22 protein-coding genes are annotated in these 25,524 nt (G+C 53.3%); 10 read left to right on the forward strand and 12 right to left on the reverse strand.

The features are described from left to right. Positions 1–2 precede the first annotated feature (2 nt). The 3 genes from C7T94_RS04195 to C7T94_RS04205 all read right to left on the reverse strand — a co-directional run bounded on the left by C7T94_RS04195 (position 3) and on the right by C7T94_RS04205 (position 2,948). Positions 3–1,556 (reverse strand): ArnT family glycosyltransferase, encoded by a 1,554-nt coding sequence (locus C7T94_RS04195; RefSeq protein WP_107213892.1) that lies wholly within the window; start codon positions 1,554–1,556, stop codon positions 3–5. 43 nt (positions 1,557–1,599) lie between these two features. Beyond that, entirely contained in the window at positions 1,600–2,148 is a 549-nt protein-coding gene (locus tag C7T94_RS04200; RefSeq protein ID WP_239494923.1) for a thermonuclease family protein, read from the reverse strand. Positions 2,149–2,282: 134 nt separating this feature from the next. Next, positions 2,283–2,948 (reverse strand): hypothetical protein, encoded by a 666-nt coding sequence (locus tag C7T94_RS04205; RefSeq protein ID WP_107213894.1) that lies wholly within the window; start codon positions 2,946–2,948, stop codon positions 2,283–2,285. A 33-nt stretch (positions 2,949–2,981) separates the two neighbouring features. On the opposite strand from C7T94_RS04205, the gene C7T94_RS04210 reads away from it, so the two are divergent. Then, the gene (locus C7T94_RS04210) at positions 2,982–3,155 is read left to right on the forward strand and encodes a hypothetical protein (RefSeq protein WP_162618537.1); all 174 of its coding nucleotides are present in this window, start codon (positions 2,982–2,984) and stop codon (positions 3,153–3,155) included. Here the strand turns inward: C7T94_RS04210 and C7T94_RS04215 are convergent. The 3 genes from C7T94_RS04215 to C7T94_RS04225 form a co-directional block, all read right to left on the reverse strand. Continuing rightward, entirely contained in the window at positions 3,147–3,752 is a 606-nt protein-coding gene (locus tag C7T94_RS04215; protein ID WP_107213898.1) for a putative glycolipid-binding domain-containing protein, read from the reverse strand. The two genes, C7T94_RS04210 and C7T94_RS04215, sit on opposite strands and share 9 nt — an antisense overlap. Before the next feature lie 79 nt (positions 3,753–3,831). After that, complete coding sequence (locus C7T94_RS04220) at positions 3,832–4,245, reverse strand: DoxX family protein (RefSeq protein WP_107213901.1); 414 nt, start codon at positions 4,243–4,245, stop codon at positions 3,832–3,834. 106 nt (positions 4,246–4,351) lie between these two features. Next, positions 4,352–5,266 carry a glutamate--tRNA ligase family protein gene (locus tag C7T94_RS04225; RefSeq protein ID WP_107213903.1) on the reverse strand — a complete coding sequence of 305 codons (915 nt, stop codon included), beginning with the start codon at positions 5,264–5,266 and terminating at the stop codon, positions 4,352–4,354. Positions 5,267–5,372: 106 nt separating this feature from the next. Between C7T94_RS04225 and C7T94_RS04230 the strand changes: the two genes are divergently transcribed. The 5 genes from C7T94_RS04230 to C7T94_RS04255 all read left to right on the forward strand — a co-directional run bounded on the left by C7T94_RS04230 (position 5,373) and on the right by C7T94_RS04255 (position 12,740). Next, complete coding sequence (locus C7T94_RS04230; protein WP_107213905.1) at positions 5,373–6,008, forward strand: DNA-3-methyladenine glycosylase family protein; 636 nt, start codon at positions 5,373–5,375, stop codon at positions 6,006–6,008. A 385-nt stretch (positions 6,009–6,393) separates the two neighbouring features. Next, the gene (locus tag C7T94_RS04235; RefSeq protein ID WP_107213907.1) at positions 6,394–9,651 is read left to right on the forward strand and encodes a SusC/RagA family TonB-linked outer membrane protein; all 3,258 of its coding nucleotides are present in this window, start codon (positions 6,394–6,396) and stop codon (positions 9,649–9,651) included. Positions 9,652–9,667: 16 nt separating this feature from the next. Further along, entirely contained in the window at positions 9,668–11,416 is a 1,749-nt protein-coding gene (locus C7T94_RS04240; RefSeq protein WP_107214665.1) for a RagB/SusD family nutrient uptake outer membrane protein, read from the forward strand. Between the two features lie 193 nt (positions 11,417–11,609). Continuing rightward, positions 11,610–11,804, forward strand: a complete 195-nt coding sequence (locus C7T94_RS04245; RefSeq protein ID WP_162618538.1) for an HTH domain-containing protein — start codon at positions 11,610–11,612, stop codon at positions 11,802–11,804. A gap of 390 nt (positions 11,805–12,194) precedes the next feature. After that, entirely contained in the window at positions 12,195–12,740 is a 546-nt protein-coding gene (locus tag C7T94_RS04255) for a hypothetical protein (protein ID WP_162618539.1), read from the forward strand. Positions 12,741–12,855: 115 nt separating this feature from the next. Here the strand turns inward: C7T94_RS04255 and C7T94_RS19605 are convergent, their stop codons facing one another. The 5 genes from C7T94_RS19605 to C7T94_RS04280 form a co-directional block, all read right to left on the reverse strand. Continuing rightward, a complete protein-coding gene (locus tag C7T94_RS19605; protein WP_107213914.1) occupies positions 12,856–14,289 on the reverse strand; it encodes an efflux transporter outer membrane subunit in 1,434 nt (477 codons plus the stop codon). Further along, positions 14,286–17,423, reverse strand: a complete 3,138-nt coding sequence (locus C7T94_RS04265; protein ID WP_107214666.1) for an efflux RND transporter permease subunit — start codon at positions 17,421–17,423, stop codon at positions 14,286–14,288. The genes C7T94_RS19605 and C7T94_RS04265 overlap by 4 nt, the downstream gene beginning before the upstream one ends. 66 nt (positions 17,424–17,489) lie before the next feature. Then, complete coding sequence (locus C7T94_RS04270; protein WP_107214667.1) at positions 17,490–18,608, reverse strand: efflux RND transporter periplasmic adaptor subunit; 1,119 nt, start codon at positions 18,606–18,608, stop codon at positions 17,490–17,492. Between the two features lie 130 nt (positions 18,609–18,738). Then, positions 18,739–19,131 (reverse strand): hypothetical protein, encoded by a 393-nt coding sequence (locus tag C7T94_RS04275; RefSeq protein ID WP_107213916.1) that lies wholly within the window; start codon positions 19,129–19,131, stop codon positions 18,739–18,741. A gap of 120 nt (positions 19,132–19,251) precedes the next feature. After that, the gene (locus C7T94_RS04280) at positions 19,252–19,650 is read right to left on the reverse strand and encodes a c-type cytochrome (protein ID WP_107213918.1); all 399 of its coding nucleotides are present in this window, start codon (positions 19,648–19,650) and stop codon (positions 19,252–19,254) included. A gap of 139 nt (positions 19,651–19,789) precedes the next feature. On the opposite strand from C7T94_RS04280, the gene C7T94_RS19665 reads away from it, so the two are divergent. From C7T94_RS19665 to C7T94_RS04295, 3 genes are all read left to right on the forward strand, one after another. Beyond that, positions 19,790–20,125: an acyltransferase family protein gene (locus C7T94_RS19665; protein WP_162618540.1), complete on the forward strand. Its 336-nt coding sequence runs from the start codon at positions 19,790–19,792 to the stop codon at positions 20,123–20,125. 14 nt (positions 20,126–20,139) lie between these two features. Further along, on the forward strand, positions 20,140–20,934 hold the full coding sequence (locus C7T94_RS04290; protein ID WP_262503097.1) for an acyltransferase family protein: 795 nt from the start codon (positions 20,140–20,142) through the stop codon (positions 20,932–20,934). 94 nt (positions 20,935–21,028) lie between these two features. Beyond that, positions 21,029–21,547 carry a YybH family protein gene (locus C7T94_RS04295; protein WP_204353203.1) on the forward strand — a complete coding sequence of 173 codons (519 nt, stop codon included), beginning with the start codon at positions 21,029–21,031 and terminating at the stop codon, positions 21,545–21,547. A 45-nt stretch (positions 21,548–21,592) separates the two neighbouring features. Here C7T94_RS04295 and C7T94_RS04300 read toward each other — a convergent pair whose 3' ends face one another. Further along, complete coding sequence (locus tag C7T94_RS04300; protein ID WP_107213924.1) at positions 21,593–22,999, reverse strand: sialate O-acetylesterase; 1,407 nt, start codon at positions 22,997–22,999, stop codon at positions 21,593–21,595. Between the two features lie 116 nt (positions 23,000–23,115). On the opposite strand from C7T94_RS04300, the gene C7T94_RS04305 reads away from it, so the two are divergent. Then, positions 23,116–25,506, forward strand: coding sequence for an alpha-L-rhamnosidase-related protein (locus C7T94_RS04305; RefSeq protein WP_107213926.1), 2,391 nt, complete (start codon positions 23,116–23,118; stop codon positions 25,504–25,506). Positions 25,507–25,524 lie beyond the last annotated feature (18 nt).

A 25,524-nucleotide genomic window follows, 5' to 3' on the forward strand; every position in this document is an offset into this window, starting at 1 on the left:
CGCTAGCGACCCGATCCCGTAAATTTTTCCCGTTCGGCGCGGTACCAGGCACTGAAACCGGGCTGCGGGCTGGGAAGCAGGAAAGTGTTTGTTCCGTTGCCAATCGCCGTGGGCTGCCTGAAGGTGCAAAGCAAGACGGCCTGCGGGGCGAGCGCGCTGACCCCGGCTGTGCTTTTATCGGTTATAAACAGGATTGGCCCATCGGGCAGCCGCGGAAATGACCATTCCAGCACGCTGTTGTCGCAGGCATGAACGGCAGGAAAAGAAGCCGGCTTGTAGTGGATCAGTGCCGCGGTCACGGCATAGCCATCGGTTACCACCGTAAGGCGGCTTTTCGTGGCCGGATCAAGTGCTCGGTAGGCTGAATCTGCCTGCATGGTCAGTGTTTCCCAGCCAAGCATGTCTGCATAAAAAGCAGGCAGCTGGTGCTTTCTACCATCGGGCCATTCCAGCAGTGCGGTGTTGGCGGTATATGAAGCAGTTGTGTTGAAATAGTTCAGCATGGCCTGCAAAGGAAGAATGGGGACAAGCGCCGGCAGTGCTGCCAGCACCAGCAGGTGCAGCGCAAACAGGTTATAGGTCCAGAAGGCGGCCAGCCGCCCGAGCAGTTTTTCCCAGCATACGCCGCCCGCCGCCAGCAGCAGCGGCATAGCGCCGAGCATGTAGTAAATCTTTCCGCCTGAGTACATAAAAAAAACCAGAATCGCCAGCATGGCGCTACCCAGGAAACGGTAGGGCCGGAAGTGGGGTAGAAATAGTAAGGCAACCAGACCCGCCGACCATACGGCCAGGCCGGACCCATGTGCGAGCACCTGCTCCAGTAAAAAATTCCAGGCGCCGGTTTCAGGGGTGTTTGCTTTCAAAACCGACAGGTACCGGACAAACGGAAAATCGTGCTGTATCTGCCAGAACAAGTTGGGCAGAAGCAGCAATAGGCCTGGCAAAACCGCCGGCCAAAAGGGAGAACCCTGCTGTGTGCGCCGGAAGGAGATCAGCAGGCCGGGTAACAAGGCAAGAAAATACAGGAGTGTGCTGTATTTGTTCAGGATTCCGAGGGCGAACGCCAGGCTGGCCCAGACAGCCTGGGCAGGCTGGGCTGTCTGCACATACCTGAGCAGGAAAAAAGCGCCGGCCGTCCAGAAAAAAGGCTCGAAGGCTACAGGCTGAAGAAAGTACCCCGTTGCAAGGTAGGCCGGTGAACATAACAGTGCCGTACAGGTAATCGCGACGGCCAGCCTGCCGCCTCCCAGGCGAAAGGCGGCCAGGCCGCTTAGGCCGACCGTAGCTGCCGAAAAAAGCGTAGGCAACAAGCGATAAACGAAGGCCGAGATATCCCTCCCGGCTGGGTACAGCGCCGCAATCCAGGGAGTGAATGGTCCGTTGTCCAGATAACCCGGCTGCAGATTTTTGCCAAGTGCGATGTAATAGAGCTCGTCTGCGTGCAAGCCATAGTTGGCGTTGGCCGCAAAGTGCAGGATAATCTTACACAACACAAACCCCAAAATGAGCAAACGGTAAGATGCGGGCAGTGCTGTGTACTTGTTTTCGGCGATCATCCAAGTACATACAGCTGTAAAGCAAAAATGTTCGGACCGATCGTTACCTGGCGGGCATGCGCCGGTGTTTCTGTTTACGCCACACCCAGGGCGCAACAGGCTGTGTATCCTGCCACAAACCGGCGCGCTTTAATCTGGCGGTGGTTTCAAGTGCGGCGTATTGCCGGCTGTTTGAATACCTGCTGAAATGCCAGGCCATGCCTTGGCGTACCATTTGCTCGTTCACGACGATTTTATCGGCGTTTATAATGGTTGCAATAAGCCGTTTGTACCGGTCGCGCTTTTCCGGATGCACAGTAACCTGTTGGCCAAAACAAAGCGCCGATAGGGCCTGTTTGGCCTCTTGCCAGAAAGGCTGCCCGCCGCTGCGTTCGGGCGAGTCGATGTGGCTGAGCCGAACCTTGACCGGCTGGCCGTTATAAAGGATTTCCAGGGTGTCGCCATCAGTAATTCCGGTTACCCGGGCGGAAAATGGCCGGTCTGGCAGCGTTGGGGAGCTGCCTGGCTTGCGCTGGGCCGGGCAAACATCAGGCGCCAGCCAGAGCAGCAGAAGCAGGAGTGCCGGGCGGATGATCTTGTCTGGTTTTATCAAGTGCTTTTCTTTACGGAGGGCCAAAGGTAAGATCTTTCGCCGAAAGGCAGCAGCCCTTTTGCCGCCGACTGACATGCGTTTAGCTGTACAGCGCGGCGGTTTGCTGTAGTTGTTCCCGGTAATGGTAAAGTTCGTCAAGGCTGCCGAGCAAGACCCGCTCGCCCAGCATCTTTGCCATTTTGAAAGATTTCGAGATACTTTTTCGTGCCGTTGAAATGGAAACGGCAAAGAGGTTTGCGATCGTTGTTGTCTAGCAGCACGCCAAAGTAAGATTGGGTATCCCGCGCGGCGATACGCGTGGCGGGGATTTTCTCGCGCAGAATGGCTTTGACGATATGGAATGCTTCAAGTTCCTCTTCGGTGGTGATGACTTTTGACCCGTCGACTTGGGCATCAACAGATTTGGCGCTCGTTTCTTCAGGGGCATCGAGCTTGTCATTGATATGCAGGGCTGATTTGAGCCTATCACTGATCGACTCATTGATAGAGGGGGCCAGCGCTTTACGGCTATAGTACTTGAAGGCAAGCAGGCGGTTAGCGGTAAGCGTTTTGCCGAAAAACCGGTTCACCAGCAGCCGTACCAGCTCGTCTGAAGGGGCAAGAATCTCCTTTTCAAATTCCTTCCGGATGGCTTTGATGTATTTCAGGTCTTCGGCAGAGTCCAGGATGCTGGCCAGGTCAAACTGCTGTTTGGTAAAGTTCTCGAGAATTTTGATGGCATTGTTCACTACGAACAGGCGTCTTGTGATGGGCAGGTTGCGGGGCGCATGCTTCTTGCGCTCGATACCTCCAGGCTTCAACTTAAAAAAATTGTGCGGGCCGATACCATTACGTTGGCTTCAACTGGAAAAGTCTGGTATAAACGCCTGCAGGACCGCATTGAGTTTTATACCAGGCCTGGATACCACCCGGTTTACCCCGAAATGGAACTCAAGCCAATCACAGCGTATATCATTGAGCGCCACTGTGGCAAACAGGCCGGCAGGCCTGCGCTCGCCTCACGCTAAGGCAGAAGAAAGACTGTCGCTATCGTTTGTGTCGGGATAAGTTCCTGATGCGGTCCTGGAAAACAAGCCGGGATAGTCGGTCACCAAACCTTCAGGGTCAATCTGAACCACGGCCTCGAAATCTTTAGGAACATTTTCATAGCGGTAACTGTCTGCGGAAAGGCAGGTATACCGCTGGTTAACCGGACGGAGCTCCCCGTTGAGCAGGTCAAAATAAAGAACGCGGATGGTTGCGGCCGCTCCCGGCAGCAAGCCGAGCCGCTTCACAGGTAGGGTATTGGTGAAAGGTGTTAACGAAATGTCGACATCTATACAGCCGGCAAACTGAGGCGCAGCGCCATCAGACGATCGCCATTCGCCGGTTTCCATGCGCTCAAGATTGTAAGAATCTTGCCTTCCCCGGTGATGCATCTCAATGGCAACCTTTTTGGCTATCCAATCTGCACCGGTTAGGAGGTGGTAATTTGCCTGGTAGATCTCGTGTTGGTAAAAGCCAATGATGGTCGATTTTACTTCCATTCCGGTTTGCCTGAACCGGATGTAGCAGCGTTCCAGGGAATGGTATTCCTGTCCGGTCCATAGAATTTCTTTTTGCATCGTGATTCCTGTTTATAAGTGAACGGATCTTCAGCAGGCAGGAGGTAGGTTTACTGCTTCACTGCACCCGGTTGTGACCTTACTGTTGGCCCCTTGCAGCAGGCCTGTTTCTGGAGGTACTCCAAAGTGCCCAGCACACGAGCAGTGGCTGAAAGAACAGACGGGTAAGCCGTTTCTGGTCGGTGTCGAGCCCGAAAGCATCGCGGTGGTTCACATACTGGGAAATGTTGCCCGGAAATACGGCAGCAAAAAACGCGGCGGCAACGAGTCCTGCCGGCTTGCGGTATTGCTTTGGTGCAAACACCAGCGCGGCACCCAATGCAATTTCGGCTATACCGGAGTAAACAACGGTATCATCTTTTTTGAGCGGAACCCAGTCAGGAACCTGCGCCTGAAAGTCTTTGCGGCCAAAACTAAGGTGACTGGTGCCCGCGAAGACAAGGCTCGCACCCAGGCCAATCCTCGCTATATTTTTCAGGGTTTGTTTTTTCATGGCTTTTTACGGAAACCCGGACAAAGACCGTTCCACGTACCTGCGGCCGCAACGCAGACAGGCCGTTTTCGCAGCGATGGTATTGGCGCGGCTGTGTTGTCTGGGATTAGCCTGGGTTAGAAGAACAGGACCAAAGCGCCTGAGTGTTGAAATCGTGCCAGTGGCGGGGCTGCGTCTGAAGTCCGGCAGCTGCTGCAATCAGACCATAGACCTGAGGCGCAGACAAACCGCCGCGGCGCAGGTGTTGAACAGATGTTGAGCCGGCCGACTTGGAGAGTTTCGCGCCCTGTCTGTCAGACAACAGCGGGTGGTGTACGAACGTGGTGTTCAGGAACGTACTGGCTTCTAAAGCCCGGGCCAGGTAAAGCTGGGCGAGGGTCGAATCCCGGAGGTCTTCGCCACGAACGATTAAATCAACACCGAAATGAAGGTCATCGGCCAGTGAAGCCAGTTGATAAGCCGGAAAACCATCTTTTTTCCGCACCACGAAATCCCGTTGGCTCAGGGGCAGGGTGGCCTGACGTATTCCCGAAGGTTCAGCAACCTGGAGAACGAGCGAATGGTCGGTACGCATCCGCCAGGCAACACCTTCGGCGCCAAACGGCAGCTCTTTGTTGCGGCAGGTTCCGGGATAAACGCCGTTTGGGCTGGCACTCAGAATTGCTTTCCTGGAGCAGTTACAGGCAAACAGCAAGCCGGCCGACCGCAGCCTGGACAGCAGGTTGTTGTAAAGGTCTAATCTGTGCAGTTGGGAATAAATCGCTTGGAGCCCGGTAACATGCTGCGGTCCTTCATCGAACGGAATGTCGAGAAAATGGAGGGTTTCAAAGATGTCTTCCAGGTAGACCGGATCTACACGTTGCTGGTCCAGGTCATCGATGCGAAGCAGGATGCGTGCACCCAGGTGGCGTGACAGCGCGGCGGTCAGCGCAAAGTTGTATGCATTACCCAGGTGCAAAAAGCCGCTGGGTGTCGGGGCGATGCGGCTGCGCTCAAATCGGCCTGGTGCTGGACGGTACATGTGTCTGTGGCGGCATAGTTTTGACCGGCTAATGTACAGGTTCGCCCGCAGGTTATCAACCGTCCGGTCGGTGACTTCTGCTTCTGATTGTTTATTTTGCAGCCGTATGATCAGAACATTTTCAGCCGCCGGCTACAGAGACCTGTGCGATGATCTTGCAGCACGTGATCGCGACCTTCGGCGTGTGCTGGAAAACTTCGGTTACCCGCCCATGTGGACCCGTCCGAATACATTCGAAACGCTGGTCCACATTATCCTGGAACAACAGGTTTCACTGGCATCGGCATTGGCGGCACTGAACAAGCTCAGGCAGCAGTTGGGTACGGTAGCCCCCGAAGCGTTTCTGCAACTGAGCGATGAAACCCTTCGCGCCTGTTATTTCAGCCGGCAAAAGACTGCGTATGTCAGGATCCTGGCCGAGGCGCTCGTAAGCGGTGCGGTCAGTCTTCACGAAATGGAACAGCTGCCGGATGAAGAAGTTCGCAAGCGGCTCGGGGCGCTGAAGGGCATAGGGAACTGGACCATCGATGTCTACCTCATGTTTGCCTTACAGCGCGTCGATCTGTTCCCTGTGGGCGACCTGGCTGCCGTTAATGCCATGAAGACCCTGAAAAGCCTGCCGCGGGAAACCAAACGTGATACGCTTACTGGGCTGGCAGGCGGTTGGGCGCCGTACCGTACGGTCGCCACGATGATCCTTTGGCACTTTTACCTGAGCAGCCGTAAGCCCGCGCGCCGATAGCGCGCTGGTTAGTCGCTGAACCTTGCATGCGGCAGTTCCTCCAAGATCAGCAAAGAGCCGGCTTTATCCCCGTCTTTTCTGAAACATAACCCTGTCTTAACTTCTCTTTTACACGCGGCCGGCAGTTTTGCGGCGGCTTAGGGATGCTACTGAACACCTCGTAACTGGAAACGAAACGAAATTTCGTTTTGTTCTGATTAGTTGCAGAAAGTCACGCAAAAAGTTATAAATTCAACTTTTCGGAATAAAACGCTCTCAGTTTTACAGCTTTTCTCTGGCATTCAGGGCCAGGGAACCAGCAAACTGCAGGTGTGTAAAGCACCTTAACCATAGAAATTAAACCACAAATCACTATACGGGCAGTGCCCGGTTAATTTTTAGACCTATGATTAAACCACTATTTGTAAAATGGCCCGGAATGGTCCTGATGCTGCTTTTGCTTTTTGGCAACCTGTATGCACAAACGCCGGGTGGTACCATTCAAGGTACCGTAAAAGATGAAAAAGCCGAGGTTCTGGTCGGGGCAACGGTGCGTGCCGAGCGGGCCGGATCTGCCAGTCGCACGGTGACCACCAATGCCAGCGGAACCTACAGCCTGACCGGCCTTGCGCCAGGAACGTACACGCTGAACTTCATCTACGTCGGGTACAAGTCGAAGCAGATCCCGAATGTGCAGGTGCAGAACGGTGCGCAGGTAACCCATTCGGTCGAATTGGAAGTAAACGGCTCAGACCTGAACGACGTTGTCGTGGTGGGTTACGGTACGCAGAAAAAGGCGAACCTGACCGGCGCCGTTAGCCAGTTAGATGGGAAGGCGCTGGAGAACCGCCCGGTGGCCAATATTACGCAGGCTTTGCAGGGAGCCATACCGAACGTGAATGTGACGTTTGGTTCAGGCGGGGGCCGGCCCGGTGCCGAGGGATCGGTTAATGTACGGGGCTACGCTTCGATCAACGGTGCAAATGCCGGTCCGCTCATCCTGATAGACGGAGTTCCCGGTACCCTGAACAACATCAACTCGCATGATGTGGAAAGCATTACCGTGCTTAAAGATGCGGGTGCGGCGGCCATTTATGGCGCCAGAGCCGCTTTCGGAGTGATGCTTGTAACAACGAAAAGCGGTAAATCAGGTGCTGTCAAAATCGATTACCGCACCAACTTTGGCTGGGGCACACCGACGGTAAGCACAGATTTCATGACCAGCGGTTATGATGCCGCTTTGCTGAACGACGAAGCCTTCAGGCGTGCTACCGGCAACAGTTATACCGGTTACACACAGGATGATTATGCAGAATTGCTTAAACGTAAGACCGATCCCAGTTTGCCCAGTGTGGTTATACAAAACCGGAACGGCAAGAACCAGTATGTTTATTATGGAAACACCGACTGGTACCATGTCATTTACCGCGACTGGCAGCCAAACATGGAGCATGCACTAAGCATGAATGGCGGAACAGACAAGCTCAATTTTTTCCTGTCGGGCCGCATGTACCAGAAAGACGGCATGATGAAAGTGCTTACAGATAAGTACAAAATGTACAACCTGCGCAGCAAGGTCAGCGCCGAGATTACAAGTTGGCTCCGCGTTACAAACAATACGCAATTCAACTTTAACAGTTATACATACCCCGGCTTTCAGACAGATGAGAACGGCAATCAGAATTTCGTATCGCCAACCGTTCATGCTCTGCCTTCTTACGTGCCGACCAATCCCGACGGCACAGCTACTTATCAAACCCAGTTGAACAGTTATTCGATCGGCGATGGCGTGTATGCCGATCTGCAGCATGGCAAGTCGAGAGGCCGTCGCAATGAAACGGAATTTATCAACAACCTGCAGGCGGTTTTTTCGCTTGCAAAGGGACTGCATGTAACCGGCAATTATTCCTACAGTTACACACCAACATTCCTGACCAACCGCCGTACCATTGCCCCCTGGTCAATTTATCCTGGCGTTGTTGACCAGTTCGGTTTTGACCAGCTGGCAGAGACAAATTATACCACGAACTACAATGTTCTGAACGTGTTTGGCGACTACCAGCGCTCATTCGGGCAGAACAATTTTAAGATTACCCTGGGCTATAACCAGGAGCACAGCTCTTACAAGCGCAATTACGGATTAGGCACCAACCTCGTTTCTGAGGACCTGAACGACCTCAACCTCGCTACCGGCGACATGACCGTAAGCGGTGGCGCAAACAGCTGGGCCCTGAAGGGTGGTTTTGCACGTATTAACTATGATTACAAGGGCAGGTACCTGGTCGAATTGAATGGCCGTTATGACGGTACCTCGCGGTTCCCTGCCGGCAACCGCTACGGTTTCTTCCCGTCAGTGTCAGCGGGATGGCGCCTGAGCGAAGAGTCTTTTTTTGAAGGACTCAAGCAGCAGATTAACGAGTTCAAGCTGCGCGGCTCATATGGCGAACTGGGCAACCAGGGCGAGGCAGCGGTGTACGGATACATTCCGCTGCTTGGCCGCGGTACAGCGAACTACATTACAGACGACCAGAAAACGCAATATCTTTCTGTGCCAACACCGATCGCTGCCGGGCTGACCTGGGAACGCACCCGTACGCTTGACATTGGTGTAGACCTGGTCGCTTTTAAAAACCGCTTTAACCTTACTTTCGACTGGTACCGCAGGCAGACTTTAGATATGCTGATTCCCGGCAAAACGCTGCCTGCAGTTTTTGGCGCGGCCTCGCCAAGACAGAATGCGGCCGACCTGGAAAACCGCGGCTGGGAGATCGCAGCCGGCTGGTCAGACCAGTTCAAAGTAGCCGGGAAACCTTTTTCGTATGATTTCAACGTTTCGCTGGCCGATTCGAAAGCAAAAATCACGCGCTTCGACAATCCCTCGTTCCTGCTGAATGATTTCTTTGTAGGCAGTGGTGTGGGTGATATTTGGGGCTACCGTGTAGATGGGTATTTTGCCTCAGACGCAGAAGCTGCCGCCTGGAAGATCAATCAGGACTATGTGAACAAACAGCGTTTGGCTGCCCCCGGAGAATGGTCCAGACTGAAAGGCGGCGACCTGAAATTCATCGACCTGAACGGCGACGGTAAGGTTGATGCCGGAAAAAACACCCTTGGCGACCCGGGCGACCAGGCCGTAATTGGCAATACCCTTCCCCGGTATAATTTCGGCGTCAGGCTGGGTGCAAACTGGAACGGCTTCGGCATTTCTGCTTTCTTTCAGGGCATTGGCAAACAGAACTGGTACCCCGGTGCAAACGCCGATAAGTTCTGGGGCCCTTATTCCCGCCCTTACTATTCTTTTGTGCCTGAAAACTTCGCTGCAGATGTCTGGACACCTGAGAACCCAAATGCTTATTATCCGCTGCTGAGGGGTTATGATGCCCTGAACGACCGCGGCTCGCTGAATGTGAAAAATGACCGTTACCTGCAAGACCTGGCTTACATCAGGCTCAAGAACCTGATGGTCAGTTACACGCTGCCGGTCACTTTTGTAAAGAAACTTTCGCTCTCCCAGGTTATGATCTATGCCAGCGGCGACAACCTGTGGACAGCAACGAAACTGCGGTCTGACTACATTGATCCCGAGCAGGCTTCGCAGGAAACGAACGGACGGATTTACCCGTATTCCAAAACCTATTCGTTTGGCCTTAATGTATCCTTTTAATTCCAACAGAACCACCATGAAAAAGAACACCATATATCTATTTACCTGCCTTTGCCTGCTGGCCGTAGCCGGCTGCACCAAAGACGAGTTCCTGGACAAGCAGCCTGAAGCAGACGTTTCGCCCGACGCTTTTTTCAAGACCGAAAATGACCTGCTCCTGTACACCAATTCCTTTTACAATACGCTGCCCGGTGCAGAAGCGGTGTACGCCGAAAATATTGACAACATCGTAACTACCAGCCTTTCAGAACAGCTGACCGGCAGGCGGGTAACGCCTGTGACCGGCGGCGGCTGGAGCTGGGGTAACCTGCGCAACATCAATTATTTCCTGGAGAACTATGCCCGGCACGTACCCTATAGCACCAGCCGGAAATATGCCGCCATTGCCCGATTCTTCCGCGCCTATTTTTATTATGATAAGGTAAAGACCTTCGGCGATGTGCCATGGTACGCGAACGTAATCAAAGAAGACGACCAGGCGGCGCTGACAAAACCACGGGACCCCCGTACGCTGGTCATGGATTCAGTCCTGGCTGATATCAATTACGCCATTGCCAACCTGGGCAATGAACAAAGCGTTGAACGGATTACCAAATGGACGGCGCTTGCACTGAAGGCCAGGCTCTGCCTGTTTGAGGGAACTTTCAGGAAATATCACACCGAATTCAACCTTCCTGATCACCAGCGTTTCCTGACCGAGGGCGCGCAGGCGGCCGAAGAGCTGATCAGCAGCGGCCCGTACGGAGTCTACACCTCAACACCCGATAAGGCTTACGGCGAATTGTTTTCTTCGCTTCGCGCAAAACCAAACGAAATTATCCTGGCGCGGCGGTTCAGTGATGCACTGCAGATCTGGCACAATGTTAACTACTACACGCTTACATCCTCTTACGGCCGCCCCGGACTTGAAAAGCAGCTGGTTGAAAGTTACCTGATGAAAGACGGCAGCCGGTTTACCGACATTCCGGGCTACCAGAGCATGCAGTTTTTCGAAGAAGTGCAGAACCGTGACCCCCGGCTTTCGCAAACCATACGGACGCCTGGCTATACCAGAATAGGCGGCGCCGCGCCCCAGTTGCCGCAGTTCGGCGCAAGTACGACCGGATACCAGCTCATCAAGTTTGTAGGCGATGTAAAGTATGACGTTTTTAACCGCTCGGAAAACGATATGCCCCTGTTCCGGATGGGAGAGGTATATCTGAACTTCGCTGAAGCTAAAGCAGAGCTGGGCACACTGACACAGGCCGACCTGGATAAGTCGCTGAATAAACTGCGTGAGCGCGTGGGTATGCCGCACCTGGTCATGGCAACAGCCAATGCCAGTCCCGACCCCTTCCTGGCCGGACAATACCTGAACGTCTCTGCCACCAATAAGGGTGTCATCCTGGAGATCAGGCGGGAGAGAAGGATCGAGCTGGTTATGGAATCCTTCCGCTGGGACGATCTGATGCGCTGGAAAGAGGGCAAACTGCTTACCCGGCAGTTCCGCGGCATGTATTTTACAGGTCCCGGGCAATTTGACCTTGACCGGAACGGTACCCCGGATGTACAGATCTATACCGGTACCAAACCCGGGGGCAGCAGCGTGCAGCTCCTTAAACTCGGCAGCGACGTTTCACTCGCTAACGGCGAAGCGGGCGGTACTGTGGTGGTGAACCCCCAGATCAAAAAGGTGTTCGATGAAAACAAAGACTACCTCGCACCCCTACCCATACAGGATCTGCAGCTTAATCCCAACCTGAAACAAAACCCGGGCTGGAATTAAAGCGTTTCCGGCTCGCGTTATGCCCGGAAACGTATAGCAGAAAACAAAAAAGTACGACTCAGGCAGTCGTGCTTTTTTGTTCATAGTCAGCGTGTTATTTGGATTTTATAGATTAATCATTATCTTTAAGATAACCAAATGTCTGTTGTGTACCGTGGCGCAGGCCAAGCCTGCCGTCCCTATCTTAAAAGCTATGATTGTAAAATTTTTTGACCGCCTGGAACATGCCGATCTTTTGATCAGGACAGAAAATACCGGAACACCCGAAGACCTGGCGCGCCGGCTGAAAATATCGAAACGTTCGTTGCATGAATTTTTGCAGCTGCTCAAAGTGGCCGGTGTCCCGGTTCGGTATTCCCGTAAACGCGGAACATATTATTATAACTAATCGGTTATTTCTTCATTTCCGGGCAGCAAGGTAGCTATGCTTTCGCCGCTTTTCGTACGCCGTTCTCCAGGTAAATGCACCGGTACATGGTGTTCTGCCTGCGCAAGGCCGGTAGCGGTGGCGTAAAGAAGGCAGGTGATTATCCTCGCCGGTCAGCGCTGAAGCGTGCCCGAACAGGTGGCTGCTCCGGCAGACCAAGCTTGGTCCCGCCTTCAGGCAGGCACGTACCGCGAGCGCTGCCACAAAAGCCCACGAAATTGTGTGTTGCGGCAGCCGTACCCGCTCCTTCCGCAAGATAAAGTTCATGAAGTGGGTGGCAATAGCCTGGCCTTTCGCGTTCAGCCGCGACGCTCAATGCGCTGTTACATTTTCAATGTGTATCTTGTCATCATGATAAAATGGTATGCCATAGGTTTGCTGCTCCTATCGGTGTTAACAAGTTGTGTAAACAGGCGTTTTTACCAGCAGGCCGATTACCCTTTTTACAGCAAAGCCCCTGCGCATGGCATGGGATCCCTGCCGCGTTCCGATGGCGTTTACATGCTTCAGGCCGAGGCTGGTGTCGACAAGGGCGCCGCAGAGAACCGGCTGTATAAGTTCTATGACGGCGGACAGGTGAATATGATACTGGGTATTGATCATGCTGCCCATCCAGACAGCATAATATCCAGGTTTAACAACGAAGCGTTGCGGCGAAGAACACTTTTCCAGGGGTACTACCGCGTGCAGGGCAAACAACTTGTTATACAACAAGTCAATACGGCCCGCCGGCAATTCACTTACGACTACTTTTTTGTGGAAAAAGACTGCCTGATCCATGTTTCCTCAGGTATCGAGGGCCGCGGACGTTTCCGGGAATCGCCTTTTGCAAGCAATTTCAGGGCAGTATATAGTTTTCTCCCTCTTCGGAGTAGTTTTACGAAGCCGATTTGGTAATTAATTTCTTTATGCTTTGTTTTTTTAACTTAAAGTTGGTAACTTTACAAAAGTTACCAACTTTGCAGGACTCGTATTGAGTAGCGGGCTGCGAACAACGAAAAACCGATACCCGCTAGCCGCCCAGCGCACGGTAAAGTGCAATCATGGCGCCGAAAGACTGTCTTTTGATGTTTACCTGCTCCATTTCTGCATTCAGCACGCTGCCCTGGGCTACGATGACCTCCAGGTAACTGGCATAACCTGCCAGGTAAAGGTCATTTGCCGTAGCTAAAGCTTCGTTCAACTCTTTTACTTCTGCAGTTTTTAGTTCATAGGCTTTCTGCAAATTGTCCATAGCGGTCAGTTGGGTCGATACCTCCTGGTAGGCGTTTATAATCTGCCGCTGGTAATTGTAAAATGCCTGCATTTGTTCAGCGTCGGCAATGTGCTTGCCGTTTTTTAGTACACCCCGGTTAAAGACCGGAGCGGTAAGCCCGCCTAGAAAGCCGGCCGCCAGCGATCCTGGAGAAAACAGCAGGGGCAGCTTAAAGGAGTTGTAGCCGGCATAGGCATCGAGCGTCAGGCTGGGCAGCAGCGCTTTCCTTGCAGCCGAAACATCGGCGCGCGCAGCTTTTAGTTCAAATTCTGCCTGCCGTACATCTGGACGAGCAAGTACCACCTGCGCCGGGACGCCGGCAAACAACTTTCGTGGAACGGCCTGGCTGATAAAGCCAGTGTCGCGCTGAATGGCTTCAGGGTAGCGGCCCAGCAGGTTATTCAATTCGTTCTCTGTGCGGGTAACGGTCTGACGAATCTCATAAGCGCGCCCCTGGGTAGCCAGCAGTTGTGCGCGGAACTGTTTAACCGCAAGGGACGTGGCACGGCCGCCTGCCAGTTGCGCCTCTACAATTTCTACGGCCTTCTGCTGCAGGGCGACGTTGTGCGTCAGGATCTCTGCCTGCTTGTCAAGCGCAGCCAGGTCGAAATACCGGCCGGCTACTTCGCTGATGAGCTGCGTACGGAACCACTGGACCCCTTGCTTGCTGGCCAGCAGGCGGTTGTAGGCCGCTTCCCTGCGTTTTGAAAGTTTGCCCCAGATATCCAGCTCCCAGGAACTGCGAAAGCCGGCAAAATAATCGGGTGTTGCGGGATATGGGATCCGCCTGTTGTTGTCGATATTGGGTGAAAAATTGGTGTCGTAGTTACCCACGCCATTCATGGTATAATTCCCATAGCGGTCCAGGCCACCGCTTGCCTGCGCGTGTAGTCCGGGCAGCAAGGCACCTTTACTTAAGCGCAGCTGTGCCCCCGCAACCAGTACCCGTTGCATGCCGGTTTTCAGGTCATAATTGTTTTGGAGGGCCGTATCAATGAGGTGTTTTAATTGGGGTTCGTTGAATATGGTCTCCCATTTCAGTTCCGGCACATCGGCCGAAGGCCTGCCATTAAAGGTTTGAGGCATTTTGGCCAGCTGCGGTTCTGCGACCTTCCCCGGCAGGGAGCAGCCGTTCAGGACCAGGCAGGCAAAAAAGGGAAGGCTCAGGTAAGTCAGTTGTTTCCTGTTCATGCTTGTGTGTGTTGAGGTGGTTGGACTGCATTATTTTTTTTCTTGCTCGGAGCGAAAAGCGCATAAAGGCCGGGTATGAGGATCACGCCGAACAGTGTGCCGATCAGCATGCCGCCTACAGAGGCTGTGCCGATTGAACGGTTGCCCACGGCGCCGGCGCCGGTTGCAATACAGAGGGGGATCAGTCCGGCAACGAAGGCGAAAGAGGTCATCAGAATGGGCCTCAGCCTCGAAACCGCGCCCGCCCTGGCGGCGTCAGCAACTGCCATTCCCGCCTTTCGTTTCAGCTCGGCAAACTCAATGATCAGGATGGCATTTTTGCCCAGCAGGCCGATGAGCATAACCAGCGCAACCTGGGCATAAATGTTGTTTTCAAGGCCTGCAGCCTTCAACGTAAAAAACGCGCCCGCTATGCCCGCCGGAAGCGAGAGTAAGACCGGTAAGGGCAACAAAAAACTCTCGTACTGTGCAGCAAGCAACAGGTAAACAAATACCAGGCAGACGATGAAAATATACACCGCCTGGTTGCCCGACAGGATCTGCTCGCGTGTCATCCCTGACCATTCAATACTGAAGCCACGCGGAAGTTTCTCTTTCGCAGTCTCCTCAACGGCGGCAATGGCATCTGCACTGCTGAATCCTGCGGCGGCGTCACCATTGATCATGGCTGAGGTATACATGTTGTAGCGGTTAATCTGTTCGGGGCCATATACCCGTTCCAGGCTGATGAAACTCGAGTAAGGGATCATCTGGCCGCGGTCGTTCTTCACATAAAGCTGGAGCAGGTCGCCGGGTTTACCGCGGTACTGCGGATAGGCCTGCAACATCACCTTGTACATTTGTCCGAAGCGGATGAAGTTGGTTGCATAATAACTGCCAACAAGGGTCTGAAGGGTACTCATCGCATGATCAATAGATACGCCTTTTTTAGCCGCCATATCCTGGTCAATGTGGATCATGTATTGCGGGAAATTAGGGTCAAAGCTGGTAAAAGCACCGGCTATGGCCGGATTTTTTCGCAGTTCGGCCAGGAAGTCATTGGCTACGCCGGCAGTCTTGCCAAGATCCTCACTCTTGTTTTTATCGAGCAGGCGCAATTCGAAACCACTCGCATTGCCAAAGCCTGGTACGGTTGGCGGCGAAAAAAACTCGATAGAAGCATCACTGATTCCACGGGTCTGCTGCCTGAGACTGGCGATCAGTTCATCAACACTTTCTTTGCGGTCGTCCCAACCAGCCAGGTTGATCATAGCCATGCCGTAAGAAGCGCCGGTAATGTCGCTCATCAGGCTATAGCCGGCCAGGGTACTGATGTTCTCAACCGGACCAAGTGAGGAGGCTGCCTGCTGGATGCGGTCCAGTACTTTTTCAGTGCGCTCGACTGTAGATCCGGGTGGGGTGGTTACGTTCACATAGATCATCCCCTGGTCTTCGGTTGGAATAAAACCCGAAGGGAGCATGCTGCTGCCCAGCCAGGTGGCCAGGAAGAAGAATACGAGCAGGGCCAGGGTAACCGGTTTACGCCGCACGATCATGCCGGTAAGTCGACTGAATTTTTTTTCTGTCTTGTCATAACCTTTATTAAAGACGCCAAAGAAGCGCCCCAGCAGGTTCTTCTTCTGAGCAGTGTTGTGCCGCAGCATAAGCGCGCACAGGGCCGGTGTCAATGTCAGCGCATTGATGCCGGAAATCACGATCGAGATGGCCAGGGTTAAGGAGAACTGCCGGTAGAAAACACCGACGGGGCCTGAAAGAAAGGCCACCGGTACAAATACCGCAGACATGACCAGCGTAATGGCAACAATAGCACCGCTGATTTCTTTCATGGCGGCCACCGTCGCCTCCATGGGCGGCAGGTGCTCTTCGGTCATCTTAACGTGTACTGCTTCGACCACAACAATGGCATTATCGACAACAATACCAATGGCCAGTACCAGCGCAAACAAGGTCAGAATGTTGATCGAAAAGCCCAGGACCTGTAGAAACGCCAGTGTGCTGATCAGGGCAACCGGCACGGCCAGGGCCGGGATCAGCGTGCTGCGAAAGTCTTGCAGAAAGATGAATACGACAATGAAAACGAGAATAAAGGCTTCGATCAGGGTGCGCATGACCTCATCAATACTTGCATCCAGAAAGCGGGATACATCATACGCATAATTGTATTCCATGCCCGGTGGGAAACTGCTTTGTTTCAGTTCAGCCATCTTAGACTTAATGTTGTCGATTACCTCGCTGGCGTTCGAACCGGGGCGTTGTTTGATCATGATCGAGGCAGAGGGTTTGCCGTCAGTTTTGGAAACCATGTCATAACTGACGGTGCCAAACTCAATATCTGCTACGTCTTTAAGGCGGATAATTGCACCACTCTCGTCAGCTTTCAGTACGATGTTTTCGTAAGCTCCCTTTTCGTTGAACTTGCCTGCGTACCGCAATACGTACTGCTTCACTTCGTTGCCCTTACCCGAGTTTTCTCCGGCCACACCGGGTGCAGCCTCTATGTTTTGCTTGCGCAGGCGATCGATCACCTCGTCTGTTGAAATGTTGTAAGAAAGCAGGCGATCGGGTTTCAGCCAGACGCGCATGGAGTAGTCACGGGCGCCCATAATGTCGACAAAGCCCACGCCGTCAATGCGTTTCAACTCCTGTAACACGTTGATGTCGGCAAAATTGTAAATGAACTCCTCGTTCATGTCCTTGTCGGTACTGGTGATGTTCAGGTAAAGCAGCATGCTGTTCACCTCTTTTTCAGTTGTTACGCCGGCTTTGATGACTTCTTCGGGCAGCTCATCCAGTACGGTCGTTACCCGGTTCTGTACGTTTACAGCTGCCTGGTCGGGATCGGTGCCTACCTTAAAAAATACCTGGACGAGCGTTATCCCGTTGTTGCTGCTTACGGTATTCATGTACGTCATGCCCGGAACGCCATTGATGGCCCGCTCAAGCGGTGTGGCTACGGCTTTTGAACAAACCTCTGCGTTTGCGCCGTTGTAATTCGCGGTAACCACCACCGAGGGCGGAACAATGTCAGGAAATTGCGTGATCGGCAAACTGAACAAGGCCAGCACACCGAGCAGCACAAGAACAAGCGAGATGACCAGCGATAGAACCGGCCTTCTGATAAAAGTTTCAACCATGGTTGATGAATAATAGGATAGCAGGCCCTGCGCAAACAGGGCCGCCATGAAGTAAAAAATCTGGACTTAGTTGTTGACGAGCAGTTTCTCTGTGTTACGGGAAACCGGGTTTATTTTAGCGCCGTCGCGAATGTTCTGTACACCTTCATAGACGATTTTGTCTCCGGCTTTTAATCCTGACCGCACCACGAAATATTCCGCGAGCCGCATCTGCGGTACGAAACTTTTCATCGTTACCCGGTTGTCTTTGCCCACCACGAAAACATAGTTCTTGTCCTGGATCTCGAAGACCGATTTTTGTGGCACCAGCAGACTGGTTCCCAGTTCTGAACGCAGGCGTATTTTTCCTGAGGCACCATGTTTCAGGATCTGGTCCGGGTTTGGGAACACGGCACGGAAGGCAATGGAACCTGTACCATCAGAAAATGAGGATTCCTGGGTTTCAATTCGGCCTTTCAGGGGGTAAACAGAACCGTCTGCCAGTACCAGTGTACTTTCCTTGTTGGCTTCGAACCCGCCCTTGCCGTTTTTAACGAATTGGAGATATTCGTTTTCAGACACGTCGAAGTAAGCGTACATTTTGCGATTGTCTGAAAGGGTTGTGAGCAGAGAACCCTCGCTGACCAGGCTGCCCGATTTGAAGGGGATGCGGTCAATGATGCCGTCGAAAGGTGCACGGACCGATGTATACGAAAGGTGTTGTCTGGCGTCGTCGATCTGCGCCCGGGCTTCGCTGACCTTGGCCCGCGCTTCGCTAAGCCGTGCTTCGCCAAGCTGAAGTTCGGAAGGCGAAATCACCTTTTTCTGCACAAGTGTTTTAATGCGTTCCAGGTCTACTTCGGCAATTTTTACTGCCGACTGCGCACTGCTCAGGCTGGCCTGTGCCTTATTCAGGTCGATCAGGAATTCCTTGTCGCTCATTTTAAAAAGCAGCTGTCCCTGCCTGACTTTCTGCCCTTCATCGACCGCAATGCGCTCTACAAAACCCTGCATGCGCGCGCGGACCTCTACATTTCTCGATGCCTGGATGTCGGCAACATAATTTACACTCAGCGCCGTATCTGTTTCATGCAGCACCACGACGGGAATGTCTGCAAGGTCTGTCTCCTTTTTTTCTGTGCTTTTGGGAGCGCATGCCCCAAGAAATGCCGCCATACCAACGATGGCGAACCGGTATCTGTTCATCAATATCTTGCTTTTGGCACTAAAATGTGCCGGTTCATTTTCTAAAAGTGTTAACGGGAATGCGGCTGCCGGTTCAGGAAACACGGCAGGCCGGCAGCGCGGGCTGCATGGTAAACGCAAACCGTTGCGGTTAGAAAATGGCCAGGCGATAAAGAAAAGAATGTTGTTCTGAAAGGAAGAAAGGCGCTTCGTAACTGCCTGCCAGGTTCGGCACCGCAGCATGGCTGTAACAGATCGTTTTGGCAACAGGCGCATATTTATCGTCGCCTTCAATAAGCCGCTGCGCCTTTCGGCGGATGGCAGGACGCTTCTGGTTGAACCGGGATTTGGACCACTGAATGATTTCCCGGCCATGGTCCCAGCTGTGCGTGGTTTCGTACTGATCGGCCGAAGTTACCGGGGGCAGAAGCGGAAACGTTTTCCGGCTTACATTGGCCCGGGAAGCCCCGGTGCCCAGCAGGATAACTGCAAAAAGCAGGACCGTCTTCAGGCAGAAAAAAGTCGCAATACTCTTGTAACGCATTTCCAGGTCTTGTGGTTACGCGCAAAGATAGCTTTTAAGACGAGGTGACCCGGGCGCTTTCTGTAAGAAAATTGCAAGATTTAAGTAAAATGCCGCATGGCAAAGCCATTCTCTGCAAGATTATGAACCGCCTGGCCGCGCTGGTTCTTTTTTCCCGTTGTGGCAGGTCATGCAGGTAACCTGCGGCAGGTCGCCGGCTTTAAGGTCTTTATGGAAATATTTTTTGTTGATCCTGGCCGTCATGCGCATCATGTTCCGCGCAACGTCTTTGTGCTTGTTTTCGTCGCTCGCAAAATCCATTTTTTTCGGGTCAGTTTTTGAGGGCGCATGGCAGAAACTGCAGCGTACACCCAGGGCAACCTTGAACTCATCCATGACCCGGCCGAGATTTTCTTTGCTGATGTTCTTTGGCAGTACTTTCAGGTTTTTAAATCCGGATTCCTCTTTTGGCATAAATCCGCTCATCGTAAAAATCATACCAGCCACAGCTGAGAATATCAGTATTTTTCTGTAAGACATGTTTTGTTCATTTGTTAACTAAAGCTAGACAAAAAACCGGTAGGAGGGCCTTGCGCACCGAAATTTTTACCCGGGGTATTTGGTGCAACTTTGTCTATCTTACAGCATCTTTCAGACGGGGGTCAGAAACATGTACAGCATGACTAATGTGCCCCTTCGCGATCATTGGATCGACCATCTTCGTGCCTTTGTAACCATCCTGGTCGTTTTGCACCACGCTGCCATGGCCTATGCCTGTTTTGCGCAGTTTAACCCCGATCTGTACATTGCCTCGACCCATCCTGTTGTTGATTCGGCGCGGTGGAGAGCTTTCGATTTTTTTGTAGCGGCGAACGACACGTTTTTCATGCCGCTGATGTTTCTCCTGAGTGGGTTGTTTTTCCATAGCGCCCGCCTCCGCAGGGGCACCCGCGGTTTACTGAAAGAGCGATTCAGACGCCTCGCCATTCCGTTTTTGTTTGCAGAATTTTCCTGATTCCCTTTGCTTACCTGCCCGCCTGGTTTCTTGCCGGGGGCCAGCCAGATACCGGTCAGTTCATTTTAGACTACATTTTCAGGCAGCAGTGGCCGGTTGGTCCACCCTGGTTTATCTGGCTGCTGCTGGCATTTAATGTCTTTGCCCTGCTGCTGCCGCTGAAGCTGTTCCGGCGGCTGGATGCAGGCCTGCAGCGACGGCCCGCACACACCGTTTTTCTCTGGTGGTTATTCACCCTGCTCAGCCTGGTTCCACTCGGTATGTGGCTGGGCAGGTATGCATGGACAGGATTTGGCCCGTTCGATTTCCAGGTAAACCGGGTTGGCTTCTATTTAATTTATTTCCTGACAGGCGCCGCCCTTGGCGGCATGGACTGGCAAGCCCTCGTATTTAAAGACAACCGTCTCGCGGGCCTTCCGGCAGGCATATGCGTTGCTCTTCCACCGGTGTTTTTCACCGTGCTCGAAGTACTCACCTACCGCGGCTGGGGTGCAGGGCCGGATCGTGCCAGTGCAGGATTGCTGGAACTCCTCCTGACAGCGATATGCCCGTTCAGCTGCCTGGTATTGATGTGGCTTTTCAGGCGGTTTGCACAACGGCCGGCAGTGTTGTCGGGTAGCCTCGTCGCAAATGCGTTCGGCATCTATCTATGCCACTATCCGCTGCTCATCTGGCTGCAGTATGCATTGCTGGGTGTTTCCTTACCTTCGGTGGTCAAATTTTTCCTTGTCTCGGCCGGATCGCTGGCGGGCAGCTGGGTGCTGACAGCGTTGCTGAGAAGGTTTAAGCCCATCAGCAAAATTTTGTAACCCTGAATCAGGTTGTTCGTCTTTTTACAATTTTCGGTGCAGCCGATTGCCTTTTTTTGATTCATCAATTCAATCGATAACCTAAAAATGCATCATGAAAAAAGACAGAACCCATCAACTTGCCGGCTACAGTTTTAAGCTGCTCGGTTCCGTGGCCCTGATCGCTGTACTCTCTTACAGCAAGACCGCCTGCACTGACCGAGCTTCTGTGTCTGCTGAACCGAACCTGGCATTGGAAGAGGCGAAGAAAGCCATCGCGGCAAGCAACGCCCTATATTTTGAATCGTTCGCTAAAAACGATTCTTCCATCTTTATTGACCGGTATGCAAAAGATTGCTGCATCATGGCGCCGGGTATGCCAGCTATGTGCAAGCCCGGGGCACCGGCAGCCTTTTTCCGAGCGGCATATGACCAGGTTGGCCTCCGGAACGGAAAGTTCATCACGACCGCTGTTTACGGAGATGCCAAAGAGTTTGTAACTGAAGAAGGACTTTGGCAATCGTTTGACAGCAAGGGCAGGTTATTTGACGACGGCAAGTTTCTGGTGCTCTGGAAAAAAACGCCCGAAGGCTGGAAGATGTTCCGCGACTCCTTCAGCAGCAACCGCCAGTAACACTAACCGGGTGCAGGGTCATGGACACCCGGTTTTAAAATTCAGTTACCGGTCTTTTTCTTCGACAATGACCTGGCTGTCGCTTCTGAAGGGAATAAGCGGTAAACCTTCCTTGCTCTGAATGTTTCCGGGTTTGGTATTGCTGAAACCATAACGAATGTACCTTGGTCGCTTCAGGTCTTTGCTCCATACGTCAATGCTGTTTTTTGACAGGCGTGCCGTTGCAGGGTACCAGTTGCCGGTCTCATCGCCGACCATAAAGCCGGCTGGCGCACCGTTGCGTGCCTCAAGACCGCCGCCGGCGTGGCCAACGCTAACCTTTATCTTCGTGCCCGCGACCGCAACAGCCGTTACCTGCGGACTTTTGTACGTAAGCCCCGGTACATTGTAATGATCGGCCAGGGCCCAGGCAGCGAGCCGCTCGCCGACAGGCCGTTTGTGTGAGGGGTGTATGTTTGAAGCGGAGTCGATCAGGTCTGTTGTGACCACCATGCCGGTACGGGCATGCGCCATGCTCCTGGTTTGCGCTTCCTGCAGCAGGGCACCCTGGTAACGTTTCTCGTAGGTATGCGGTGCAATCTGCACAAAGTAAAAGGGAAACTCCCTGGACCACGCCTGCCGCCACGCATCGATCATAGACGTAAAGAGCTTTTGATAACTCCCATAGGTCTTTACATTGCTCTCACCCTGGTACCAGATCACACCCGCGATACTGGCCCTGGTCATGGGCGCGATCATGGCATTGTAGGCTGCACCCGGTGCAACTGGCCACCAGGCGCTGCTTTCCAGCGCCGCTGCCGCCTTACGCAGCTCGGGATCCTGGTCTACCAACAGCGCGGGCGTCCAGGTTTCGGCGGGTGTGCCGCCCCAGCTTACGTTAATCAGTCCGATGGGTACATTCAGGGTGTTTTGCAGTTTCTTTCCGAAAAAGTAACCCACCGCACTGAAGCTGCGGAGGGTCTCGCTGTTTGCTGTTGTCCAACGCGCCCTCAGGTCGTCCTGCGGTGTTTTTGAGGCGGTTTTGGGTACGTGAAAAAGCCGGATGTTGTTGTTAACGGGCAAGGCCAGGTCTGCGGCAATATCTTTTTCGCCATTCAGAAAACTCCATTCCATGTTTGATTGTCCCGAACAAATCCAGACTTCTCCGATCATCACATCTTCGAGTACCGCTTTCTCGCCTGCATTGATGCCAATGGTATATGGGCCCCCGGCCTGCGGCGTGCGAACCTTCAGTTCCCAGGTGGCCATGTCATTGGCCTTGGTTGTTGTGATCTGGCCGTCCCAGCTGGTCGTTACGCTTACTTCCTGCCCGGGCGATGACCAGCCCCAAAGCCTGACCGAGTCCTGTTGCTGCAGCACCATGCCTGAGCCGATCATGGCTGGCAGGCGCAGCTGGGCCTGCAGCGAAGCGGCTAAGAGCATGCCTGCAAGCGCAAATATTATTTTTTTCATGTAAGTGGTTTGAGAGAAATAAAAGTAACGATCTGTTCTATTGTTACAAATCAAATCGCAAAGGCCCGGGGCATTTTTATTTTTTATCTTATTTTCGGCATAACCAGAACCAAACCATGAAAATCCCTCCTGTTGCGGTAAGAACCGCCTTGTCGCTCCTCTTGTTGTTGTTTTTCCTTCCTGCAATTGCCCAGGAAGTCCTGCTGAATGCCGACTTGCGTAAAGGCGAATGGTCTGCCCGGTGGATTACCTGTCCCGATGTACCCGGCCGGACATACGGCGTTTACCATTTCCGCAAGCAGTTTGACCTGGCAAGCCTGCCGGCCTCTTTTGTGGTTCATGTGACCGCAGACAACCGCTACCGCCTATTTGTGAACGGAACAGCCGTTGGCCGGGGCCCTGCGCGCGGCGACCTGTATAACTGGAACTTCGAAAGTTATGACCTGCGGCCCTACCTGCGCCAGGGGAACAATGTTATTGCGGCTGTTGTCTGGAATATGGCAGAGCACGCACCTGTAGCCCAGGTTTCAAACCAAACCGGCTTTTTGCTGCAGGGAGACGACGCGGTCAGCGCAAAGGTCAACTCAGACGCCAGCTGGAAAGTTCTTCACAACAAGGCTTACACACCCTGCGGCACAAACATGGGCAGCGTGCTGCGCAGTTATGTCGTGGTGGGTCCGGGCGATGATGTCGACGCCGCGCAATACCCCTGGGGTTGGGAAAAACCCGGTTTTGCAGAGAAAGGCTGGGCCGCGGCCGCCATCATTGGAACGCCTGTAGCTTTTCTCGGTTATGGCACCGATAACCTCTGGACGCTGACACCAAGATCGATCCCCATGATGGAGGAACGGGTGGAGCGCATGGCCAGCGTAAGACGCACGACAGGGGCGAAAGAGACTGGGAGCGCATTCTTGCAGGGCAAAGCCACGCGTATTCCTGCCAATCAAAAGGTCAGCATATTGATTGACCAGGGTTTTGAAACGACGGCCTATCCGGTGCTGAAAACCAGCGGCGGCAAGGGCGCCAGGATCAGGCTGACCTACGCCGAGGCACTGTTTGACAAATCTCGGCAAAAAGGCAACCGCAATGACATTGAAGGGAAAGAGATTATCGGCCTGTTCGATGTTTTCCAGCCTGACGGCGGAAACAGCCGCGAGTTCAGTCCGCTATGGTTTCGCACCTACCGGTACCTGCAACTCGACATCGAAACCGGGGCATCGCCGCTGGTTTTAGAAGACCTGCATGGCTTGTATACGGGCTATCCTTTCCGTCAGCAAGCCACCTTTACCAGCAGCGACCCAAGCCTTCAGCCCATCTGGGATACGGGGTGGAGAACCGCCCGGCTGTGTGCAGGAGAAACGTATTACGATTGCCCTTACTATGAACAATTGCAATATGAAGGCGACACGCGCATACAGGCGCTGATCTCGTTGTACAATGCAGGTGATGACCGGCTGATGCGAAAAGCGATCAACGATTTTTACAATTCCAGGGTGCCTGAAGGACTGACACAGGGCCGCTACCCGAGCAGCCGCCTCCAGGTCATCCCGCCGTTCTCGCTATTTTGGGTCTCCATGCTGTATGATTACTGGATGCACCGCCCCGACGAAGCTTTCGTCAGGTCTTACCTGGACGGAGCTGCAGGTGTACTGGATTGGTATGCAGGGCATGTAGACAACGATAAAAACATGCTTGGCCCCATGAAGTGGTGGAACTTCGTAGATTGGAACAAAGCTTTTCCCAATGGTGTTCCTGATGGTGCGACCGATGGAAATTCGTCGGTGATCACGCTGCAGTATGCCTATACGCTGCGCCAGGCTGCAGCATTATTTGCAGGCTATGGCCGGAAAGAAGAGTCCCGGCGGTTTGCGCAGCTGGCCGATCAGTTGACAGCCGGTACGTATGCGCACTGCTTTGATCAAACCCGCATGATGATGGCCAACACGCCGGGGAAAAAGACCTTTAGTCAGCACGCCGGTATCATGGCTATTCTGACCGGCACCATTCCTGAAAAGGAACGCGAAACCGTGCTGCAAAGCGTTCTGAACGATCCCAGCCTGACACAGGCAACCTTCTATTACCGCTTTTATCTGGGCAGGGCACTGATCATGAGTGGACATGGCAACGACTACTACGAGCAGCTGGCACCCTGGCGGGGGATGCTGGAAAACGGGTTAACCACGTTTGCCGAAAATCCGGATCCGACGCGTTCAGACTGTCATGCGTGGTCGGCCAGCCCGAATTACGATTTCCTGGCCACCCTGTGCGGCATCATGCCTGCGAAACCCGGGTTCAAAGAAGTGCGGATCGAGCCCTTTCCTGGTCCCCTGACCGCCTTGCGCGGTACAATGCCACATCCGGCAGGAAAACTTACTGTCGACTTGAAAAGAAAGGGCGCAAAGGGGATAGCTGCCATTGTTGAACTTCCGGCAGGTGTTTCAGGGACTTTTGTCTGGAACGGCAAGTCGGTTAAACTGGTGCCTGGCCGGCAGGAGCTGCGGTTATAATGTGATTTTGTACCGCGT

This window comes from Pedobacter yulinensis (assembly GCF_003029735.1).
GTDB lineage: Bacteria > Bacteroidota > Bacteroidia > Sphingobacteriales > Sphingobacteriaceae > Pedobacter > Pedobacter yulinensis.

Bases quoted from the DNA above. Each gene is read 5' to 3' on its own strand.
- C7T94_RS04195 (WP_107213892.1), bottom strand. From the start codon at position 1,556: ATGATCGCCGAAAACAAGTACACAGCACTGCCCGCATCTTACCGTTTG.
- C7T94_RS04215 (WP_107213898.1), bottom strand. From the start codon at position 3,752: ATGCAAAAAGAAATTCTATGGACCGGACAGGAATACCATTCCCTGGAA.
- C7T94_RS04220 (WP_107213901.1), bottom strand. From the start codon at position 4,245: ATGAAAAAACAAACCCTGAAAAATATAGCGAGGATTGGCCTGGGTGCG.
- C7T94_RS04225 (WP_107213903.1), bottom strand. From the start codon at position 5,266: ATGTACCGTCCAGCACCAGGCCGATTTGAGCGCAGCCGCATCGCCCCG.
- C7T94_RS04230 (WP_107213905.1), top strand. From the start codon at position 5,373: ATGATCAGAACATTTTCAGCCGCCGGCTACAGAGACCTGTGCGATGAT.
- C7T94_RS04235 (WP_107213907.1), top strand. From the start codon at position 6,394: ATGATTAAACCACTATTTGTAAAATGGCCCGGAATGGTCCTGATGCTG.
- C7T94_RS04240 (WP_107214665.1), top strand. From the start codon at position 9,668: ATGAAAAAGAACACCATATATCTATTTACCTGCCTTTGCCTGCTGGCC.
- C7T94_RS04245 (WP_162618538.1), top strand. From the start codon at position 11,610: ATGATTGTAAAATTTTTTGACCGCCTGGAACATGCCGATCTTTTGATC.
- C7T94_RS04255 (WP_162618539.1), top strand. From the start codon at position 12,195: ATGATAAAATGGTATGCCATAGGTTTGCTGCTCCTATCGGTGTTAACA.
- C7T94_RS19605 (WP_107213914.1), bottom strand. From the start codon at position 14,289: ATGAACAGGAAACAACTGACTTACCTGAGCCTTCCCTTTTTTGCCTGC.
- C7T94_RS04265 (WP_107214666.1), bottom strand. From the start codon at position 17,423: ATGGTTGAAACTTTTATCAGAAGGCCGGTTCTATCGCTGGTCATCTCG.
- C7T94_RS04270 (WP_107214667.1), bottom strand. From the start codon at position 18,608: ATGAACAGATACCGGTTCGCCATCGTTGGTATGGCGGCATTTCTTGGG.
- C7T94_RS04275 (WP_107213916.1), bottom strand. From the start codon at position 19,131: ATGCGTTACAAGAGTATTGCGACTTTTTTCTGCCTGAAGACGGTCCTG.
- C7T94_RS04280 (WP_107213918.1), bottom strand. From the start codon at position 19,650: ATGTCTTACAGAAAAATACTGATATTCTCAGCTGTGGCTGGTATGATT.
- C7T94_RS19665 (WP_162618540.1), top strand. From the start codon at position 19,790: ATGACTAATGTGCCCCTTCGCGATCATTGGATCGACCATCTTCGTGCC.
- C7T94_RS04295 (WP_204353203.1), top strand. From the start codon at position 21,029: ATGAAAAAAGACAGAACCCATCAACTTGCCGGCTACAGTTTTAAGCTG.
- C7T94_RS04300 (WP_107213924.1), bottom strand. From the start codon at position 22,999: ATGAAAAAAATAATATTTGCGCTTGCAGGCATGCTCTTAGCCGCTTCG.
- C7T94_RS04305 (WP_107213926.1), top strand. From the start codon at position 23,116: ATGAAAATCCCTCCTGTTGCGGTAAGAACCGCCTTGTCGCTCCTCTTG.